At 61.9% G+C, this 16,528-nt stretch carries 3 protein-coding genes; all 3 read left to right on the top strand.

From position 1 onward, the window contains the following. Positions 1-5,829, top strand: a 5,829-nt coding sequence (locus NKJ94_RS26445; RefSeq protein ID WP_352529218.1) for a toxin TcdB middle/C-terminal domain-containing protein, incomplete at its 5' end; no start/stop codon positions are given. Positions 5,830-5,910: 81 nt separating this feature from the next. Beyond that, positions 5,911-15,816 (top strand): Tc toxin subunit A-related protein, encoded by a 9,906-nt coding sequence (locus NKJ94_RS26440; protein ID WP_352529216.1) that lies wholly within the window; start codon positions 5,911-5,913, stop codon positions 15,814-15,816. Then, a complete protein-coding gene (locus NKJ94_RS26435) occupies positions 15,813-16,136 on the top strand; it encodes a nucleotidyltransferase domain-containing protein (protein WP_352529215.1) in 324 nt (107 codons plus the stop codon). The genes NKJ94_RS26440 and NKJ94_RS26435 overlap by 4 nt, the downstream gene beginning before the upstream one ends. The last annotated feature ends 392 nt before the right edge of the window (positions 16,137-16,528 follow it).

The raw sequence follows: 16,528 nt of genomic DNA, 5'->3' as shown, positions 1-16,528 counted from the left end.
TGGGCCTCCTCCCGCCAACGGGCGCCCGCCGGCGGTGCGGCGCCATTTGCCCCCGGGGCGCCCGGCCGCCCCTCCCCCCACCCGCCCTCTCCCCCCCCGGCCCTTCCCCCCCGCCCCGACATCGATGGCAGCGGCGTCGCCGATATCCTCTATCTCGGGGCTGATGGCGCGCGCTTCTGGTTCAACCTGTCAGGCAATGGCTGGGGCGCCGAAAACGCCATTCCAGGTTTTCCGGTCGATGACAGGGCGTCATCCGTATCGGTGACGGACCTTCTGGGCAACGGTACCGCCTGCCTAGTCTGGGTTTCTCCGCTGCCCGACGCGGCGGAGAGGCCGCTCCGCTATGTCAGCCTGATGGCCAACGGTAAGCCGCACCTGCTAGTTGCTATGCGCAATAATCTCGGTGCCGAGACCCGGATAGCATATGCGCCATCGACCTATTTCTATCTGCGCGACAAGCAGGACGGCCGGCCATGGCTGACCAGGCTGCCCTTTCCAGTGCAGGTCGTCGAACGGGTGGAGACCTGGGACCACATCAGCCGCAACCGTTTCGTCACCCGCTATGCCTATCACCATGGGTATTTTGACGGTGTCGAGCGGGAATTCCGCGGCTTCGGCATGGTCGAGCAGTGGGACACCGAGGCGTTTTCGCTGCTCAGCGCGGCGGGCACGCTCGATCCGGCAGAGAATATCGACGCCGCCTCGCACGTGCCGCCCGCTTACACACGGACATGGTTCCATACCGGTATTTTCCTCGGCCGCAACCGCATCTCCTCCTTCTTCGCCGGTCTTCTCGATCCGGTCCACAAGGGCGAATACTTTCGCCAGCCGGGACTGGACGATGCCGCGGCCCGCGCGTTTCTGCTCGACGATACCGTTCTTCCCGATGGCCTGGACGTCGACGAGGAGCGCGAAGCCTGCCGTGCGTTGCGCGGTTCGATGCTGCGCCAGGAGACCTACGCTCTGGATGGAACCGCGCGCGCCGACATCCCCTATCTGATCGTCGAACAGAATTTCACAGTCTCATTCGTCCAGCCACGCGTGGCCAACCGCCATGCGGTGTTCTTCGTCCACCCGCGCGAAGCCCTGTCCTACGCGTCGGAGCGCGATCCGGCCGATCCCCGCCTCACGCACCGACTGACGCTGCAGGTCGACGCCTACGGCACGGTGCTGAAAAACGCCACCATCACCTATCCGCGCCGTCAGCCGGACGCGGCGCTCGACCCTTCCGACGAGGCCGTTCAGGCGCAAATTGCAATAGTCGCAACCGACAATGCTGTCACTAACGCGGTCGACGAGGAGCGCAATCATCGCAAGCCGGCGGTGTTCGACACGCGCGCCTACGAAATCACCGGTTTGGGGCCGAAGCCGGGCAGCATGCGCATCCTCTTCGAAGACATGTGGCAGGCACTCACCGATGCCCAACCCCTCGCCTTTGAGGAAAAGCCCAATGCCGCGACGCTGCAAAAACGACTTCTTTCGAGAAAACGCAGCCTGTTCAGGCGCGACGACCTCGAGGCGGCGCTGGCGCCCGGCCTGTTGCAGCCGCTCGCGCTGCCCTTCTCGGAGCACCGCCTGGCGCTGACGCCCGGTCTGGCAAGCGGTGTCTACGGCGCCAAGATCAGCGATCCGATCCTGGCCCAATACGGCTACGTCCGCATCGACGGCGACGACGGCTGGTGGGCGCCTTCCGGGCGCATCTTCTATTCCAAGGACCGTTCGGACAGCGCGGCGGCGGAACGTGCCATCGCGCGCGCGCATTTCTTCCTGCCCCGTCGCTTTCACGGCCCGCTCGACACCGATGCGGTGCCCTCGCAGATCACCGTCACCTTTGACGAGCACGACCTTCTGGTGATCGAGACGAAGGACGCGGTTGGCAATCTGATCACCGCCGGCTCGCGCAACCCCGACGATAGCCTCGCCAGCCACGGCAATGACTACCGCGTCCTGCAGCCACGGCTGGTGATGGACGCCAATCGCAACCGCTCGGCAGTGGTCTTCAATGCGCTCGGCCTGATCGCCGGCACCGCCGTGATGGGCAAGCCGCCGCCCGCGCAGGCGGAAGGCGATACGCTCGACGGCTTCGACACCGACCCGCCGGAGGACCAGTGCCTTGAGCATATCGCCGCGCCGCTGGCCGCGCCGCAAGCCATGCTGCTGCGGGCGACGGTCCGCACCGTCTACGATTTCTTCGCCTATCAGAGAACCAGGACCTCGCAAGCCCCGCAGCCGGCCGTGTCCTGCACGCTGTCGCGGGAAACGCATGACAGCGACGCACCGGCCGGTGCAACCCGCTTCCAGCATGCCTTGACCTATTCGGACGGCTTCGGCCGCGAGATCCAGAAGAAAGTCCTGGCCGAGCCCGGACCGGTGCCTCTTCACGATGCGGCAGGCGCGATCGTCACCGGTCCGGACGGGCAGACGGTGATGACGGCGGAGCCCGTCGACCCGCGCTGGATCGGCAGCGGCTGGGCCTTTTACAACAACAAGGGCATGCCCATTCGCCAATACGAGCCGTTCTTCACCCCCTCCGGCACTTTCGAATTCGGCACGCGCATAGGCGTGTCCTCGACCCGGTTCTACGATCCTCTGGGCCGGGTTGTCGGCGCCCTTCATCCCGACCACACCTGGGAAAAGACGGTGTTCGGAGCATGGCGGCAGGAAAAATGGGATACCGCTGACACATGCCTCGTCGATGATCCCAGTGCCGACCCGGACTGCGGCGCCTATTTCGAACGGCTGCACCAGGTCGACTATCTGCCGACATGGCGTGGCCGCCGGGCCGACGGTAGCCTCGGCCCTGACGAGGCAAAAGCCGCCGCCAAATCAGCGATTCATGCCGGAACGCCAGAGGTGGTGCATCTCAATCCGCTGGGGCGCATCTTCCTGACGAACGTCCGCAACCGTTTTACGATGAGCGACGCCCCGGCTGGCAGCCCGCCGGTCGAGACAGTTGCCGCTACGCGTATTGCCCGCGACATCACCGGTAATCTGCTCGGCGTGACAGACGCCGCCGGTCGTGTGGTCGCCCGCTACGACCACGACATGCTGGGCACACGCATCCATCAGGCTAGCATGGAGGCGGGCCAGGACTGGATGCTAAGCGACGCGACCGGCGCTCAGGTCTTGAGCTGGAACAGCCGGGGGTTCCGCGTGCGGATCGCCACCGACCCAGCGGGCAGGCCCATTGGCACCTTTGTAAGCCAGAACGACGCAGCGGAAATGCTGGTCGCGGCCCAGCTTTACGGCGAAGCGCTTGCCGATGGACAGACTGGCAACCGGCGTGGAAAACTGGTGGAGCAGCGTGACCAGGTCGGGCTGCTGCGCAACGAAGGCTACGATTTCAAGGGCAATTTGCTCTCGGCCGCCCGACAACTCGCGACTGACTACAAAAACACAATGGACTGGTCTGGCGCCGTGGCACTCGACCCGGCGGCGCACCGTGTCGCGACGGTTTACGACGCGCTCAATCGGGTCGTGGCTAGCACTATGCCGGACGGCAGCATCTTGCGTCCGGGCTATAATGAAGGCGGGCTTCTCGAACGCGTCGACGCCAATTTGCGCGGGGCAGTCGCCGAGGGCAGCCCAGTCTGGACGCCGTTCGTGATCAACATCGACTATGATGCTAAGGCCCAGCGCCAGCGCATCGACTACGGCAACGGCGTCGCCACCCTTTACGTCTACGATCCGCTGACCTTCCGCCTGCTGCACCTGCAGACGATCCGCAGCGCCGCGGCATTTCCGCAGGATTGTCCTGTAGCGGCGCAACCGGGTTGGCCGGGTTGTGATGTCCAGAACCTGCACTATGTCTACGATGCCGTCGGCAACATCACGCACATCCGCGACGACGCCCAGCAGACTGTCTATTTCCGCAACAAGAGAGTCGAGCCGAGCTCCGACTACACATATGACGCGCTTTATCGACTGATCGAGGCGACTGGGCGCGAGCATCTTGGCCAGGTCGGCGGCTCGCCGATACCCAGTTCATACAATGACATGGCGCGCGTTGGTCTCCCTCACCCCGGCGACGGCGCCGCACTTGGACGGTACCTGGAGCGCTACGTCTACGACAAGGTCGGCAATTTCCTTGAGATGCAGCATCGCGGCACCGACCCGCTCGCTCCAGGATGGACGCGCACCTATGTCTACGAGGAGGCTAGTCTTCTGGAGCCGGGCAAAACAAGCAACCGGCTCACCAGAACCTCGCTTGGTGCGGGTTCTGACGAGACCTACAGCGTCGGGAGCGACGGCTATGACGCCCATGGCAACATGCTGCGCATGCCGCATCTTGCCGAAATGCGATGGGACTATGCCGAGCAGCTCAGAATGACCCGCCGGCAATCGCTCGGTCCGCAGGACATACCGGGATCGGCGGCCGCGGGACAAAGAACCTGGTATGTCTACGACGGCGCGGGCAAGCGCGCCCGCAAGGTCACAGAGAATGCCAACGGCAGCGTCAAGGAGGAACGTCTCTACCTCGGCGGTTTCGAGATCTACCGCAGCTTCGGCGCCAACGCCCTCACGCGCGAGACTCTGCATATCGAAGACGGTACGCGGCGCATTGCACTGGTCGAGACGCGCACCGACCGCCCGCACCCGAAGGGGCTGGTCCGTTATCAACTCGCCAATCATCTCGGCACAGCGAGCCTGGAGCTCGATGCCACCGCCATAGTCATTTCCTACGAGGAATACACGCCTTTCGGCAGCTCCTCCTACCAGGCCGTGGACGGCCAGCTCGCGTCGCCGAAAAGATATCGCTTTATTGGCAAGGAGCGCGACGAGGAGAGCGGGCTCTATTATCACGGTGCCCGCTATTACTCGCCGTGGCTCGGACGATGGACCAGTTGCGACCCGGCCGGGTTGAAAGGCGGCATCGACCTGTTTGTCTATGCGCTCTGCAATCCGGTCGTGCTGCTCGATCCGACCGGGAACGAACCGCAGCGCTGTTCGGTCTGCCTGCCGCCCGGCACGATCAAGGTCGAGACCGAGATGCGGATCGTCAAGACCGGCAAGCTTACCAAGACAACTGAATATATTTTCCCGACAGAGGAACCCAAGAAGGACGACTGGTCTGCGCCCTATCAATTTCACTATGGAGACCCGCCTCCGGAAGACCCTGCCAAGGTCGCGGCCGAGGAAAAGGCCTCGCGGGAAGCGCTGGTCGAATCTTATCGACTTGCCGCGCAAGCACTCGCGACCCGGACCGTGGAACGTTACGAGGCGATCAAGGGCGGTGGCGCCCTGATAGGCGCCGGAGCGGTTGGAATTTATCTGCTACCTGAATTGATGGCGCTGATTCCGGCAAAGGGCTGGTTTGCCCTCAGCCTGTTTCAGCTTGCGCAGGCTGAAGACGAAAACGACCCGAATTTCGTGTTCGGGGTTCTGGGGGTCGCCGCAGGGACCAGCAGCCTGGCTTCCGAATTGGAGGCGGCCGGGCCCAAGGCAACTCCCAAGCGCTCCACCTCCACTGCCAAGTCGCGCGTGACCAGCGCTGAGGTCGAAGAAGCTCTCAAGGAAGCCGCGGAGGAGGCCTCGAAAACCACGCTCTACCATTTCGGAGACATCGAAGGTGGACTCACGCCGGGCAGGAATTTCTCTACGACGCCCGATTCCGAATATGCGGAAGAATTCATCCGCATGCACGGAGGAAAAGTGAATAAGTTTCAGGTGCCAACGTCAAGACTGAAAGAGTTAAAGGACGCCGGCAGCATAGAATACTTGAATGATTCCATAAGGGGAACGGGAATAAGCGGGCCCGAAATCCGGTTCAAGGGCACGCGTATGGACGAAACACTTGCCAAGGAAATGAACAGCTATCGTGTCGAGTAGGCGCTTGGCTTCGAAAAAGGTCAAAATCCGCCGTTTCGACGCATGCAGAAGCTAGGAAACCAGTTGCAGAGGGAGGTCCAGATGCCCAAGACTCCATCCCGGTTGAAAATCGCCGCTGCGGGCGCGAAAGTCGAAGGTCTTGAAACCGCGCTTGGATTCCTGCTCGAACGCAAGGTCATCCTGCCGCATGATGACGCCCGCCGTCAGCAGCTCCTGACCACGCTGTCGGGTGACGAGGGCACTCCCGCCTATCAGGCCGCGGCGCAGGAAGTGGTCGATGCCTTCCAGCGCGAACGCTCGCTCGCCTCTGGCGGCGGCGCTGATCCGGCGACGGTCGCCGCGCTAAACGGGTTTCTTCCCCACGCCGCCGATGCCGGCCGGCCGGCGCTGGCCTTTACCGCCAACCCGACGCGGACCGATATCGGCAACCTGCAGCAGGCATTGCGCAAGCTCGACCTGACTGTCGCGCCCGACGAACTGAAGAGCCGCACCATCGGAGGATCGACGACCGAGGCGATCAAGAAATTCCAGCGGGATCAGGGCTTGGCGGCGACCGGCGCGTTTTCGTCGGAAACCATCGAACGCATGAAGGTCGAGGTCGACCACCGTTTCTTCGCCACGAGCAAGGGGCGCGTCGAGCGATTGCAGACCTTGCTTGGACGGCTCGGCCGGGGCATCGACCGGGGTGAGCAACAGGCGCGCACGCTCGGCCCCTCGACCGAAGCCGCCATCAAGGCCTTTCAGACCGCGGCGGGCCTGGTGCCTGATGGCCGTCTCAACGACGCTGTGGTGGCCGGAATGCAGACCGCGGCGCTGAAAGCCCAGCTCGCGGTCAAAACGCAAGTTGGCTACGTCCAGCGCAAGATCCTCAGGGCGGCGAAAGTCGCCAAGATCGACGGCGCGATTGAACCCGCCGAAATCAAGGCCAAGCAGCTCGGCCCCAGCGCTAAGGCTTTGGTCCAGAAGCTGCAGGCGAAGTACCGCCTAAACCCGAACGGCGAGATCGATGTCGCCACCCTTGAAAAGCTCGATTCCATCGCCGCCAGCCGCACCGCGCCGGTTAGCACGGTCAAGGTGCGCACCGCGCAGAACCTCGTCTCGGTCAAGCGCGCGCTGCGTCTCAACATGACAAACAAATACGTGCCCGACCTGCAAAAGGCGCTGGCCTTCGCGGGCCAAGCGATCGATGTCGAGGAACTGAAGGCAGGATCATTCGGGCGCACCACCAGGGATGCCGTCATCGCCTTCCAGAAGCTGAATCGGCTGCCCGTGACCGGGCACGCGGACGGCAAGACCTTGCGCAGCCTCAATAAGGCGATCGCTGCCGCGAACCCTTCGGCGGCCGCCGCGTACCCGAACCGTATCCGCGGCTCAGTCCGCGACGAGCTTTGGCGTGGCCGCGCCGGCGTGGCGGTGCAGATCTGGGAAATGCCGCTGCGCGGCGAAGGGCAGAAGCTCGCCGAGCGGCCGTCCCTCCCGAACGGCTTCTTCGATATCCCTTATACCACGCCGCGCGACCCGAATTCCGGCCAGGCTAAAACGGGGTTCCAGCTCGAGACCCGCTTTGTCGACGGAAACGGGACGCTGCTCGGCACCAAGCGCCTATTCAATCCGACGCAGATCGCCTGGGCTAATTTCACCCAAGGAGACTTGCCTTATCGCGGACCATCGGAATTCGAATTGCGCATGGCTACGGCATCAAAGTGCCTCGGCGCCGTCTCCATCACCGACCTCCGGGAAACGGAAAACACTCACGAGGTGACGCAGCTGGCGCTGAATGCCGCCCTGTCCCAGGATGACGTCATGCGGCTGCTTCTGTCGGCCCGCGCCGCAGGCCGGGTCGCCAACGCCACGATCACGGCGCCGGTCTTCTATGCTTTCATTCGTCAGAACCTGCCGCCCAGCCTGCCGGGCGAACTGCTTGCGGCCACCAACGAATGGGAGCTCATCGACCAGATCGTCGATCAAGCGATCAGCGGCATCGCCTTCATGCAGCCGGAACTGCAGGCCGACGCGCTTGCCAACGCGGCGAAGGAAAACTTCATACCGATCGAGGTCTCGCGCAATAAGGACGCAGTGCTGAAGGCGCTCGCCGCGCTCGCCCAGTCCTTCGCGCTGGAAAAGCCGCTGCTCGCCGGCAACGGCAGCCTGCAGACCCTTCTGCAAGTATCGAACGTTCCAGTCGCGAGCTATGCGGAGGTCGCTAAGACCTTCGTCAAGCATCAGCAACTGGAAGACGGTTTTTGGGAGGAAATGACGACGCGCTCCGCCGATTTCGGCGGGCCGGAGGCGGTGAAGGACTTTCACGCCACCACGCAGATCGGCGAGGTGACGAAGAATTTTACCCCGATCCTCACCGCCCTTAAGGCTAAGATCGACAATCCGGCCGACGCCCAGCTCAAGAGCCCCCGCGACCTCGCCAAACTCGGCCCGGCCGACTGGAAGGCGATCATCACCAGCAATGGCGGCGCCGTGCCGCCCAACACGGACGGCGCCACCGAACAGGACAAAATTGATATTTACGCCGCGACTTTGGTCAACCAGAGCGAGCGCCTTTTCCCGGATGTCGCCCTGGTCGCCGAGATCGCACGCAGCAATGAAAACAGCCTGCAGCACATCGTGGCCATCGAAACGCTTGTCGACAGCAATCCGGACCTCAACCTGCGCAACGACAATCTCGACAGTTATGTGGCGACCCGCAACCTCGCTCTGGATGAGAACGTCATGGTCGAAGCCCGGGCATTGCAGCGCGTCCATCGCCTTGCGCCCTCCAGCACCATCGCGCGTGCTCTTCTGGACGAGAAGATTCACCATTCGGCCGAGATCATGTCGCTCGGCAAGGAACGCTTCGTCGAAAAAATGAAAGTGCGCGGCATCGACCAGAAGGCCGCGCTGACCGTCTATTCCTATGCCGAATTCCAGTACGGCCATATCATGATGCGGCTCGGCGAGCTGCGTAACGAACTACGCAATACTGACCCGTCGGTTCTGAACACCAAGCCGATGACAGTCGAGGAACAGCAGGCCCTGCTCGGCAATATTCCGAACCTCGAAACTCTGTTCGGCTCGCTCGACTATTGCGACTGCGAGCACTGCCAGTCCGTCTACGGACCGGCCGCCTATCTCGCTGACGTGCTGCGGTTCCTGGACGCCCACCCCTCAGAAACGGCCAACCGCACGGTGCGCGACATCCTATTCGACCGCCGGCCCGACCTTGGCAATGTGAAGCTCAACTGCATCAATTCCGAAACGCCGCTGCCTTATATCGACCTCGTCTGCGAGGTGCTGGAAAACGCCGTCGAGGCGCCGGCGGCAAATGCCAATTTCTCCTTCCAGACCAATTTGACCGCCGAGGAGCTGCGCGCCTATCCGGAGAACCAGCGCGCGATGGCCTATGACGTGCTGAGGGCGGCGAAGTTCCCGGTGTCAGGCACGTTCGATCTCTGGCAGGAGGAAGCGCGAACCTTCCTCGGCCATCTCGGCGTGGATCGGCACGATCTAATGCGCACCTTCCAGACAGGTGCCGGCGCGGCGGCAGTGCCGTCCGAGACAAGCATTGCCGGGGAATTCTTCGGCTTGAATTCGCAGGACACCGGGCTGGTGGTCCAGCCGAAACCCGCCCAGGCCGACCAGGACGTCTTCTTCGGGTTCGACACGTCGCGCGCGAAGATTCCGGTGCTAGAGTTCCTACAGAACACAGGGCTCGACTATGTCGAGCTGCTCGACCTCCTGTCGGTCAAATGGGTCAATCCCGCTGGTGACGCCAATCCGATCCAGATCGAGCGCCCGTCCGACACATGCGGGCTGGACAAGCAGTCGCTGCTCAACCTTACGCCGGCTCGTTTCGACCGTATCCACCGGCTGATCCGGTTCTGGCGTCACACCCCCTGGGCGCTTTGGGAACTCGATCTGCTGCTGCGGCAAAGTGCTGGCAGCGACGAACTCGACGGCACCGCCCTTGCCCGCCTGATGGCCGTGCGCCAGGTGCAGGACCGGTTTGTGATCTCGGCCGAAGTGGCCGCTGCCTTGTATGCGCCGATCAACACCGAGGCGCGCGCGGCGGCAACGCACCCGCCGCGCCGCCTGCGCCCGCTTTACGACCTGCTGTTCCAGAGCACGGCCATCACCAATCCGGTGAATTCGAAATTCGCGCTACCGCTTTCAGGCGCCGATCCATTGACGCCGGAGAGCGCGACATTGCTCGCAGCACTGTCGCTGGGCGAAGACGATCTGGTCCAGCTCGTCAAACTAACTGACGGAAAACTTACGCTGGACAATCTGTCTTTGCTATTCCGGCACGCCGAGTTGGTGCGCGGCATGCGCGTCTCCGTCCAGGAACTTCTGTCTCTGTTCGACCTCATTGGACCGGGCGCGGCAAGCCCATTTGCCTCGCCAAGTGACACGCTAGCCTTCGTCGAGCAGGCCCGGCGACTGCTTGGATCCGGCGTGTCTATCGGCGAACTCGAGTATCTTTTCACTTACCGTCCGGATTCGCCCTATGGATTGCGCGATGACGTCATTGCCCAGAACATCGATGCATTGCGCGAAACGTTGCGCGCGGTCCAGGCTGGACAAGCGAAGGGTGCCGCTATCACCCATGCGGCGACGGTGTTCGGACTGACCGACGATCAGGCCAAGGTGCTGCTGGAGAATTTGACATTCGGCGCAGACCTCCTGGCAAGCGGCGCCGACGCTGCCCTGATGGAAAAGGACGCAAACAGCAAATACGTCAAAGCCGCCAGCGAGGCGAATTTCCCAGCGCTATACAAGGCCTACCAGCAGCTGCACAAGGCCTCGATGATCGTCGCGCGTAACGGCATCGCAGCGTCTAATCTGGATTGGCTGATGAGCCGCTTTACGGGGCTCGGCGGGCTCGATTGGAACAAGCTTCCCGTCGACGCGGCACCGGCAGCCTCGCTCATCGGACCGTGGGTCGCACTTTCGCAATGGCTCGCCGTGTTATCGCAGTTCCCGCAGCCCGAGGGGGTGACGCTCACGAAAATTTTCGACGGCGCGGCCGATGCTGTCACCAGCGTCGAAACGTTGCGTGACGAGATCTCCAAACTAACCACGTGGAATGTCGACGACCTCAAAACGTTCGACGGCGGCAACAAAGCCGGCTACGCCATCATCGGCACCTTCGTCGACCTCGTCGAACGCTTCCGCGTGCTGAAGCGCTGCGGCGTTTCCGCGACCGTCGCGCTCGGCTGGGCCGCCCGCGACAACGATGCCGCGCAGTTCGCCACCGCGCAGCAGGTCCGCCAGGCCGGCAAGTCGAAATATGATCCGGTGACCTGGCTCGATAAGCTTGCGCCGCTGCAGGACGCCTTGCGGGAGAAGAAGCGGACGGCGCTGACCATGCACCTGATCCAGTTTTCCAGCCGCACCGCGCTGCCAGCGATCACAGTAAACGGCAAGCAGTATGCCAATCCGAAACGCTGGCGCGACACCAACGCCCTGCTCGGCTACTTCCTCATCGACGTCGAGATGGGCTCGCTCCAGCTCACCTCGCGCATCAAGCAGGCGATCGGCTCGGCGCAGATGTTCGTGCAGCGCTGCTTCCTCAATCTCGAACAGCCTTTCGTCCAGGTCTCGCGCGCCGAACAGGCCGACACTGTCTCGCTGAACAGCTGGCGGCAATGGAAATGGATGAAGAGCTACCGTATTTGGGAAGCCAACCGGAAGGTCTTCCTCTACCCCGAAAACTGGATCGAGCCCGAACTTCGCGACGACAAGTCGCCCTTCTTCAAGGAGTTCGAGAGCGCTCTGATGCAGAGCGACATGACGAACGACAACGCCGAGACGGCATTCTCAGATTATTTGGAAAAAGCGCATCAGGTCGCGCGGCTGGACGTCACCGGTATCTACCACGAAATCGACGACGATAACCCCTACGACAATTTGCCGCCCAACATTAACACGATGCACGTAATCGCCCGTACGCGTTCCGACCCGGCTGTCTATTTCTACCGAACCTTCGACGTGAACTACAACGTTTGGAGCCCGTGGGAGAAGATCGATCTAGACATCACCGGCGACCATGTCGTTCCTGTCGTCTACAATCGCAAGCTCCACCTTTTCTGGCTGCTATTCACGGCCAAGCCACAAAAGGTGCGCAAGGTGCCGAAGGTCTCGCAGGTCAACTCGCCGAACGACCAGGGGGATTCTCCCGAACCGCAGCAGCAGCTCGAGATCCAGCTTGCTTGGAGCGTGCGCAAGAATGGCGGGTGGCAATCGCGAAGCGTCTCGCCGCACAAACTCGTGCATCCATGGCCGCGCCCGACCGGTTCCTACAACGTAAAGCCACGCTACAAGAGTCGCGAGAACCAACTTTGGATGGACATTTACATCTCGACCTCCGAGGCGTTCAACAACGGCGTCTTCTACGACCCTTACCAGCACAAGATGTCGAGGCTTACCGGACGTTACTTCGATGAGACTGGACGCCCCTGGCATTCCTCGTCCTTCGTGTTCGACGGCCAGGTGATCGATCTTCGGCTGAAGCCTCTGAGCGGGCAGTTCCATATCTTCGACACGCCGGGCATCGATCCTGTCACGCTGGTCCCGACGACGTCCTACGCCTATGTTTGGAACGCCTTCGGCGGCAAGGAGACCAAGCTCGCAACGCTTACCGGGCCGTATCAGATCGCGCCGCGCTTGGTGCTACCCGCCGGCATGCATTTCGAGAACACGCGGCTCGTCAACAACGTCAATACGCCGAATGCGAGCTCCTTCAATGTCGTCGAGGCGGGCCAAACGCGTACGATCCTTGCCGCTGCCAAGGCGCCGTTCCAGTTGGTCATGTCGCAAGACCACATCCAGCTTGATGCCGGCCTGTCGGGCAAGAGCCCGTTCTTCTACCAGGACAGGATCCGCACCTTCTTCGTCAAGACGGAGTGGAAGGCGGTCCATGCCAACTACAGCATTGTCGGACAGAAGCTGAAATACACCTTCTTTCCATTCTATCACCCCTACACGGCGCTGTTCATCCGCGAGCTCAACCGGTCGGGGCTGGATGGCCTGCTCAATCGTCGCATCCAGACCGCGCCACAGACTTACTACCCGACTAGTACGTTCGATTTCAAAAAAGAGTACCAGTCGATCCCCGGGGTCAGCGTCTCGGATCCGACGGCCCGTTCGGAGGTGATCGATTTCAGCCGCAGCGGCGCCAGCTCCCTCTACAATTGGGAAATCTTCTTCCACATGCCGTTCATGGTCGCCTGCAAACTCAGCCAGAACCAGCGCTTCGAAGAAGCCATGCAATGGTTCCACTACATATTCGACCCAACCAGCACCGAGGCGCTTTCCGTGCCGCAGCGGTTCTGGATAACCAAGCCGTTCTTCGACCAGACCAGCGACGATTACCGCCGCCAGCGCATCCAGGAACTGCTGGAGAACATCTCCGCCAATCTCGACCAGGTCCGCGATTGGAAGAATAACCCGTTCAAGCCCGACGTGATCGCCCGCTATCGCCCCGCCGCTTACCAGAAGGCAGTGCTGATGAAATATGTCGACAACCTGATTGCCTGGGGTGACCAGTTGTTTCGGCAGGACACAATCGAGGCGATCAACGAGGCGACCACGCTCTATGTACTCGCCTATGAGATCATGGGCAGGCGGCCGGTGAAGGTGCCGGACCTCACGCATGAGGACCGATCCTACAACGAGCTCGTCGCTGACGGTGCATTAGATCCCTTCGGCAACAAGCGAGTCGAGGTGCTGATGGAAAACTTTGTCGACCAGCCGAAATTCGTCATCCGTAATGACGAGGGCACCGAGCCACTGCCGACGCTGGACGTGCTCTATTTCTGCATTCCGCCGAACGATCGGCTGATGGAGTATTGGACGACGATCGAGGACCGGCTGTTCAAGATCCGTCACAGCATGAACATCTCGGGCGCGGTGCGGCGACTGCCGCTGTTTGAGCCACCGATCGATCCGGCCCTGCTAGTCAAGGCTGTTGCCGCCGGCGTCGACATCGGCAGCGTGCTGGCGGACCTCGCCACGCCGCAGGGCCCTTACCGCTTCCCGACCCTAGTCGCCAAGGCCTTGGAAATTTGCAACGAGGTCAGAAGCCTCGGCGAGAAGGTGCTTTCGGCCATCGAGAAACGCGATGCCGAAATGCTGGCCGCGTTGCGTTCCGGCCATGAGACGGCCGTGCTGAAGCTGATGAAGGACGTGCGCAAGCAGCAGATCGAAGAAGCGTCTATGGCGCTGGCCAGCGCCGAGGCCGGCACCGACCTCATTCAGGAAAGCATCGATTATTATGGCGGCATTCCTCGTATGAACAGCTGGGAGGAACTGGGCGTCATCGCCCATGGCCTTGGCATCGTCAGCGAGATCGTCGCCACCGTCCTCAACTCGGTTGCGGGCGCCACCCATCTCATTCCCGACATCCAGGCGGGTGCGGCCGGCATGGGTGGCACGCCGACAATGACGTTGAAGATCGGCGGACAGATGCTCGGCAATTCCTCGACGAACTTCGCTGCCCTGTTCCAGGGTCTGGCATCCATCCTGCACCAGGGCGGGCAGATGCTCGATTCGCAAGGCGGCTACACAAGGCGCGACGAGGAGAACAAGCATCAGGTCCGCGCCGCGCAGAAACAGATGACGCAATTGGAAAAGCAGATCGAAACCGCCCGCCTGCGCACTGCCATCACGGAGACGGAGCTCACCAACCTCGATGCCCAGATCGAACAGTCGCAGGCGGTGGAGGAATATCTGCGCAGCAAATATTCCAACACCCAACTCTACGACTGGCTGCTGTCGCAACTGGCCGCGGTCTATTTCCAAGCCTACCAGATGGCCTACGACACAGCCAAGCGTGCGCAGAAATCCATGCAAGTCGAACTCGGCCAGTCGACGGAGACTTTCATCCAGTTCGGCTACTGGGATAGTTTGAGAAAAGGCCTGCTCGCCGGTGACCGCCTGCTCAACGACATCCGTCGCATGGAGATCGCCTATCTCGACAACAACAGGCGTGAACTGGAACTGACCAAGCACGTATCGCTGGCCCAGATCGCGCCGCTGGCGCTGGTTGCACTCAAGCAGTCCGGGCGCTGTTCCGTGCAGGTGCCCGAATGGCTCTACGATCTCGACTATCCCGGCCACTACTACCGGCGTATCCGCTCGGCATCGATCAGCATTCCAAGCGTGGTCGGCCCCTACACCAACGTCAACTGCATGCTGTCTCTGACCCGTAACGCGATCAGGGTGCGCGACGGCGTCGCCGGTGGCTACGGCGACCCGCTCGCTGCCGCCGACGACCGATTCGCGAGCAGCGTGGTGCCGATCAGCGCCATCGCCACCAGCCATGGCATGAACGACAGTGGCCTATTCGAACTGAATTTCAATGATGCCCGTTATCTGCCGTTCGAGACGGCCGGCGCGGTCAGCGAGTGGGATATCAGCCTGCCGAAAACCAACAACCAGTTCGACTTCGCCGCCATTTCGGACGTCATTCTGCACATCCGCTACACGGCAAGGCCGGGGAGCCTGCCGCTTCAGGAGGCAGCGAGAGCCAATACCGAAGCCGCCATTCCGCTGAACGGTGCACAGATCATGGTGCTCAACCGCGAGTTTGCCGGCGCCTGGCAGCGGCTCCTGTTCCCCAACGCTGGCCAAGACCAGCAGTTCGTCTTCACGCTCGCACCCGAAAACCTGCCCTTCCTGGCGCGAGCCAGGGCGGCGCTTTCCGGCAAGAGCCTTAAGGCGACGCGCATCGACATCGTCGCCGAGACCGCCCATACGGGAGGCTTCGACGTGAAGTTGGAACCACCTGGCGACGGCGCCGCGACGGACGAGGCGATGCCGAAGGACGCCGCCTTCGACGGCGCCCCGCATCTGCAAAAAGTGTTCGCCCCGGCAAAAACCCTGTTCGGCGACTGGAAAATGGCGATCAAGAAGGACAATGCGGCCGATTTCAAATCGCTGAAGGCCGAAGACATCCGTAACGCGTATCTCATCGTTCATTACACGATCGCATGAGGAAGATATTCGAACGCATGGCCGCGCTGGTGCGGGAGTGCTGCGATCCCGACGAGATATTTTTGTTCGGGTCCTTCGCAAAGGGCATCGCTACGGTGGACAGCGATGTCGACCTCATCGTGGTAGGCGACTTCGGCGCCAGGAAAGCGGTGGTCCGGCAGGAAATCGCCGAAACGCTGTCGCAGTTTCCGCTTGGTGTCGACGTGCTGCTGCTATCACCGCGCGAGATCGCCGAGGCCGCCGGAAATCCGCAGGCCTTCCTGGCCTCGGCGCTGTCGTCCTCAATCTTGCTCTACAGGCGAGGGCCCGAAACCGGTTGAAATCGGCGGTTTTTTTGCTATCATGCGGTTCCCGGAAGTACTTAAGGTCGCAGTATGAGTTGTTGAAAGGTCCGTCAGGAAAAGCAGCGTCACAAGAAGGCTTTTGGTTATCTGGAAGGGCTCTCGGCTTCAGTGCGCGGGCGCCTTTTCCTTTTAAGCGTTAGTTTAATCAACTCACGTCGTTTCGTGGTTGAACGAAACTGCCAATCGCTGACCGGGCGCACCGGTGGCGAGCGTCTTTTATGGCAGGGGGGCACGAAGCGCGCCGGTCGCGGGGGTCAAACCCAGGGCTTCGTATGCGAAACGAATAGCCTGACTATCTGATCGATCGTCGGAGCTCGGCGTATCAGATAGCCTTCCAATTTTGGGGTTGCTACGCACCAACCGATGGC

The sequence above is a fragment of the Mesorhizobium sp. M0060 genome (assembly GCF_040323155.1).
GTDB lineage: Bacteria > Pseudomonadota > Alphaproteobacteria > Rhizobiales > Rhizobiaceae > Mesorhizobium.
This window is presented reverse-complemented; position numbering and strand designations above follow the sequence as displayed.

Coding starts and splice junctions, on each gene's coding strand:
- NKJ94_RS26440 (WP_352529216.1), top strand. CDS start 5,911: ATGCCCAAGACTCCATCCCGGTTGAAAATCGCCGCTGCGGGCGCGAAA.
- NKJ94_RS26435 (WP_352529215.1), top strand. CDS start 15,813: ATGAGGAAGATATTCGAACGCATGGCCGCGCTGGTGCGGGAGTGCTGC.